This window comes from Serratia sp. ME47 (assembly GCF_903970925.1).
GTDB lineage: Bacteria > Pseudomonadota > Gammaproteobacteria > Enterobacterales > Enterobacteriaceae > Serratia > Serratia ureilytica.
In genome coordinates, this window is sequence record NZ_CAJCKE010000055.1 from 1 (window position 1) to 5238 (window position 5238).

General features: G+C 52.4%; 1 tRNA gene and 3 rRNA genes. All 4 read left to right on the top strand.

Annotated elements, in window-relative coordinates:
* Window positions 1-169 precede the first annotated feature (169 nt).
* The 4 genes from H7A77_RS25240 (at window position 170) to rrf (ending at window position 5236) form a co-directional block, all read left to right on the top strand.
* A 16S ribosomal RNA gene (locus tag H7A77_RS25240) occupies window positions 170-1711 on the top strand.
* A gap of 88 nt (window positions 1712-1799) precedes the next feature.
* Window positions 1800-1875: transfer RNA gene (locus H7A77_RS25245), tRNA-Glu, on the top strand.
* A gap of 239 nt (window positions 1876-2114) precedes the next feature.
* A 23S ribosomal RNA gene (locus H7A77_RS25250) occupies window positions 2115-5021 on the top strand.
* A gap of 99 nt (window positions 5022-5120) precedes the next feature.
* Window positions 5121-5236, top strand: a 5S ribosomal RNA gene (rrf, locus tag H7A77_RS25255).
* The 16S, 23S and 5S rRNA genes sit together here with 1 tRNA gene alongside, the layout of an rRNA operon.
* Window positions 5237-5238: the final 2 nt, after the last annotated feature.

Consider the following 5238-nt stretch of genomic DNA (forward strand, 5'->3'; position numbering starts at 1 on the left):
CACTGCTCTTTAACAATTTATCAGACAATCTGTGTGGGCACTCCACAAGACGATATCCAGCATCTTCGGATGCAAAAAAATATCAAGTCTTGAAGAGTGACTAACTGAAGTAAAATTCATGCAGTAAATCTTTGAGCATCGCTTCTCGAGTGGAAGCAAATCAAGCTTTTAATTGAAGAGTTTGATCATGGCTCAGATTGAACGCTGGCGGCAGGCTTAACACATGCAAGTCGAGCGGTAGCACAGGGGAGCTTGCTCCCTGGGTGACGAGCGGCGGACGGGTGAGTAATGTCTGGGAAACTGCCTGATGGAGGGGGATAACTACTGGAAACGGTAGCTAATACCGCATAACGTCGCAAGACCAAAGAGGGGGACCTTCGGGCCTCTTGCCATCAGATGTGCCCAGATGGGATTAGCTAGTAGGTGGGGTAATGGCTCACCTAGGCGACGATCCCTAGCTGGTCTGAGAGGATGACCAGCCACACTGGAACTGAGACACGGTCCAGACTCCTACGGGAGGCAGCAGTGGGGAATATTGCACAATGGGCGCAAGCCTGATGCAGCCATGCCGCGTGTGTGAAGAAGGCCTTCGGGTTGTAAAGCACTTTCAGCGAGGAGGAAGGTGGTGAATTTAATACGTTCATCAATTGACGTTACTCGCAGAAGAAGCACCGGCTAACTCCGTGCCAGCAGCCGCGGTAATACGGAGGGTGCAAGCGTTAATCGGAATTACTGGGCGTAAAGCGCACGCAGGCGGTTTGTTAAGTCAGATGTGAAATCCCCGGGCTCAACCTGGGAACTGCATTTGAAACTGGCAAGCTAGAGTCTCGTAGAGGGGGGTAGAATTCCAGGTGTAGCGGTGAAATGCGTAGAGATCTGGAGGAATACCGGTGGCGAAGGCGGCCCCCTGGACGAAGACTGACGCTCAGGTGCGAAAGCGTGGGGAGCAAACAGGATTAGATACCCTGGTAGTCCACGCTGTAAACGATGTCGATTTGGAGGTTGTGCCCTTGAGGCGTGGCTTCCGGAGCTAACGCGTTAAATCGACCGCCTGGGGAGTACGGCCGCAAGGTTAAAACTCAAATGAATTGACGGGGGCCCGCACAAGCGGTGGAGCATGTGGTTTAATTCGATGCAACGCGAAGAACCTTACCTACTCTTGACATCCAGAGAACTTTCCAGAGATGGATTGGTGCCTTCGGGAACTCTGAGACAGGTGCTGCATGGCTGTCGTCAGCTCGTGTTGTGAAATGTTGGGTTAAGTCCCGCAACGAGCGCAACCCTTATCCTTTGTTGCCAGCGGTTCGGCCGGGAACTCAAAGGAGACTGCCAGTGATAAACTGGAGGAAGGTGGGGATGACGTCAAGTCATCATGGCCCTTACGAGTAGGGCTACACACGTGCTACAATGGCGTATACAAAGAGAAGCGACCTCGCGAGAGCAAGCGGACCTCATAAAGTACGTCGTAGTCCGGATTGGAGTCTGCAACTCGACTCCATGAAGTCGGAATCGCTAGTAATCGTAGATCAGAATGCTACGGTGAATACGTTCCCGGGCCTTGTACACACCGCCCGTCACACCATGGGAGTGGGTTGCAAAAGAAGTAGGTAGCTTAACCTTCGGGAGGGCGCTTACCACTTTGTGATTCATGACTGGGGTGAAGTCGTAACAAGGTAACCGTAGGGGAACCTGCGGTTGGATCACCTCCTTACCTAAAGATATTGCTTCGAGTGGCGTGCTCACACAGATTGTCTGATGAAAAAGTAACGAGCAAAAGCGTCATAAAAGTACGGTGTCGTGTCCCCTTCGTCTAGAGGCCTAGGACACCGCCCTTTCACGGCGGTAACAGGGGTTCGAATCCCCTAGGGGACGCCAAGCTTCCGACCCACCCGGTGAAAGCGGCGGTCTCAAGTATCTGACGATACACCATATCTTAAAGATGACTTCCGAGTCATGTTTAAGATATTGCTCTTTAACAATCTGGAACAAGCTGAAAATTGAAACATGACGGCTGAAATTTATCCCTCCGTAGATGTATTGGGATGAAGAGTAACCTGTCATAGAGTCTCTCAAATGTTTGCAGCGCGAACGATGGAAACATCTTCGGGTTGTGAGGTTAAGTGACTAAGCGTACACGGTGGATGCCTAGGCAGTCAGAGGCGATGAAGGGCGTGCTAATCTGCGAAAAGCGTCGGTAAGGTGATATGAACCGTTATAACCGGCGATACCCGAATGGGGAAACCCAGTGTGTTTCGACACACTATCATGTCATGAATACATAGTGGCATGAGGCGAACCGGGGGAACTGAAACATCTAAGTACCCCGAGGAAAAGAAATCAACCGAGATTCCCCCAGTAGCGGCGAGCGAACGGGGAGGAGCCCAGAACCTGAATCGGCTTGTGTGTTAGTGGAAGCGTCTGGAAAGTCGCGCAGCAAAGGGTGATAGCCCCGTACACTAAAATGCACAGGTCGTGAGTTCGATGAGTAGGGCGGGACACGTGACATCCTGTCTGAATATGGGGGGACCATCCTCCAAGGCTAAATACTCCTGACTGACCGATAGTGAACCAGTACCGTGAGGGAAAGGCGAAAAGAACCCCGGCGAGGGGAGTGAAATAGAACCTGAAACCGTGTACGTACAAGCAGTGGGAGCACCTTCGTGGTGTGACTGCGTACCTTTTGTATAATGGGTCAGCGACTTATATTTTGTAGCAAGGTTAACCGTATAGGGGAGCCGTAGGGAAACCGAGTCTTAACTGGGCGAATAGTTGCAAGGTATAGACCCGAAACCCGGTGATCTAGCCATGGGCAGGTTGAAGGTTGGGTAACACTAACTGGAGGACCGAACCGACTAATGTTGAAAAATTAGCGGATGACTTGTGGCTGGGGGTGAAAGGCCAATCAAACCGGGAGATAGCTGGTTCTCCCCGAAAGCTATTTAGGTAGCGCCTCGTGAACTCATCTTCGGGGGTAGAGCACTGTTTCGGCTAGGGGGCCATCCCGGCTTACCAAACCGATGCAAACTCCGAATACCGAAGAATGTTATCACGGGAGACACACGGCGGGTGCTAACGTCCGTCGTGAAGAGGGAAACAACCCAGACCGCCAGCTAAGGTCCCAAAGTCATGGTTAAGTGGGAAACGATGTGGGAAGGCATAGACAGCCAGGATGTTGGCTTAGAAGCAGCCATCATTTAAAGAAAGCGTAATAGCTCACTGGTCGAGTCGGCCTGCGCGGAAGATGTAACGGGGCTAAACCATGCACCGAAGCTGCGGCAGCGACGCTTAGCGTTGTTGGGTAGGGGAGCGTTCTGTAAGCCGTTGAAGGTGGCCTGTGAGGGTTGCTGGAGGTATCAGAAGTGCGAATGCTGACATAAGTAACGATAAAGCGGGTGAAAAGCCCGCTCGCCGGAAGACCAAGGGTTCCTGTCCAACGTTAATCGGGGCAGGGTGAGTCGACCCCTAAGGCGAGGCTGAAAAGCGTAGTCGATGGGAAACAGGTTAATATTCCTGTACTTGGTGTTACTGCGAAGGGGGGACGGAGAAGGCTAGGCTGGCCGGGCGACGGTTGTCCCGGTTTAAGCGTGTAGGGGGTGTGACCTGGTAAATCCGGTTGCATATCAACCCTGAGGCGTGATGACGATGCACTACGGTGCAGAAGTAGTTGATGCCCTGCTTCCAGGAAAATCCTCTAAGCTCCAGGTAACATTAAATCGTACCCCAAACCGACACAGGTGGTCAGGTAGAGAATACCAAGGCGCTTGAGAGAACTCGGGTGAAGGAACTAGGCAAAATGGTGCCGTAACTTCGGGAGAAGGCACGCTGGCATGTAGGTGAAGTCCCTTGCGGATGGAGCTGAAGCCAGTCGAAGATACCAGCTGGCTGCAACTGTTTAATAAAAACACAGCACTGTGCAAACACGAAAGTGGACGTATACGGTGTGACGCCTGCCCGGTGCTGGAAGGTTAATTGATGGGGTCAGCCGCAAGGCGAAGCTCTTGATCGAAGCCCCAGTAAACGGCGGCCGTAACTATAACGGTCCTAAGGTAGCGAAATTCCTTGTCGGGTAAGTTCCGACCTGCACGAATGGCGTAATGATGGCCAGGCTGTCTCCACCCGAGACTCAGTGAAATTGAACTCGCTGTGAAGATGCAGTGTACCCGCGGCAAGACGGAAAGACCCCGTGAACCTTTACTATAGCTTGACACTGAACATTGAGCCTTGATGTGTAGGATAGGTGGGAGGCTTTGAAGCGTGGACGCCAGTCTGCGTGGAGCCATCCTTGAAATACCACCCTTTAATGTTTGATGTTCTAACTCGGCCCCGTGATCCGGGGTGAGGACAGTGTCTGGTGGGTAGTTTGACTGGGGCGGTCTCCTCCCAAAGAGTAACGGAGGAGCACGAAGGTTAGCTAATCACGGTCGGACATCGTGAGGTTAGTGCAAAGGCATAAGCTAGCTTGACTGCGAGAGTGACGGCTCGAGCAGGTACGAAAGTAGGTCTTAGTGATCCGGTGGTTCTGAATGGAAGGGCCATCGCTCAACGGATAAAAGGTACTCCGGGGATAACAGGCTGATACCGCCCAAGAGTTCATATCGACGGCGGTGTTTGGCACCTCGATGTCGGCTCATCACATCCTGGGGCTGAAGTAGGTCCCAAGGGTATGGCTGTTCGCCATTTAAAGTGGTACGCGAGCTGGGTTTAGAACGTCGTGAGACAGTTCGGTCCCTATCTGCCGTGGGCGTTGGAAGATTGAGAGGGGTTGCTCCTAGTACGAGAGGACCGGAGTGAACGCACCACTGGTGTTCGGGTTGTCATGCCAATGGCATTGCCCGGTAGCTAAGTGCGGAAAAGATAAGCGCTGAAAGCATCTAAGCGCGAAACTTGCCTCAAGATGAGTCTTCCCTGGGCCTTCAAGGCCCCTGAAGGAACGTTTAAGACTAAGACGTTGATAGGCTGGGTGTGTAAGTGCAGCGATGCATTGAGCTAACCAGTACTAATGATCCGTGAGGCTTAACCTTACAACACCGAAGGTGTTTTTAGAGAGATTTTCAGCGACGTTCCAAGATTGGTTCTGATGGCTTCATGGAAGTGAGGCGGTTGGAATGAAACAGAATTTGCCTGGCGGCAATAGCGCGGTGGTCCCACCTGACCCCATGCCGAACTCAGAAGTGAAACGCCGTAGCGCCGATGGTAGTGTGGGGTCTCCCCATGCGAGAGTAGGACACTGCCAGGCAT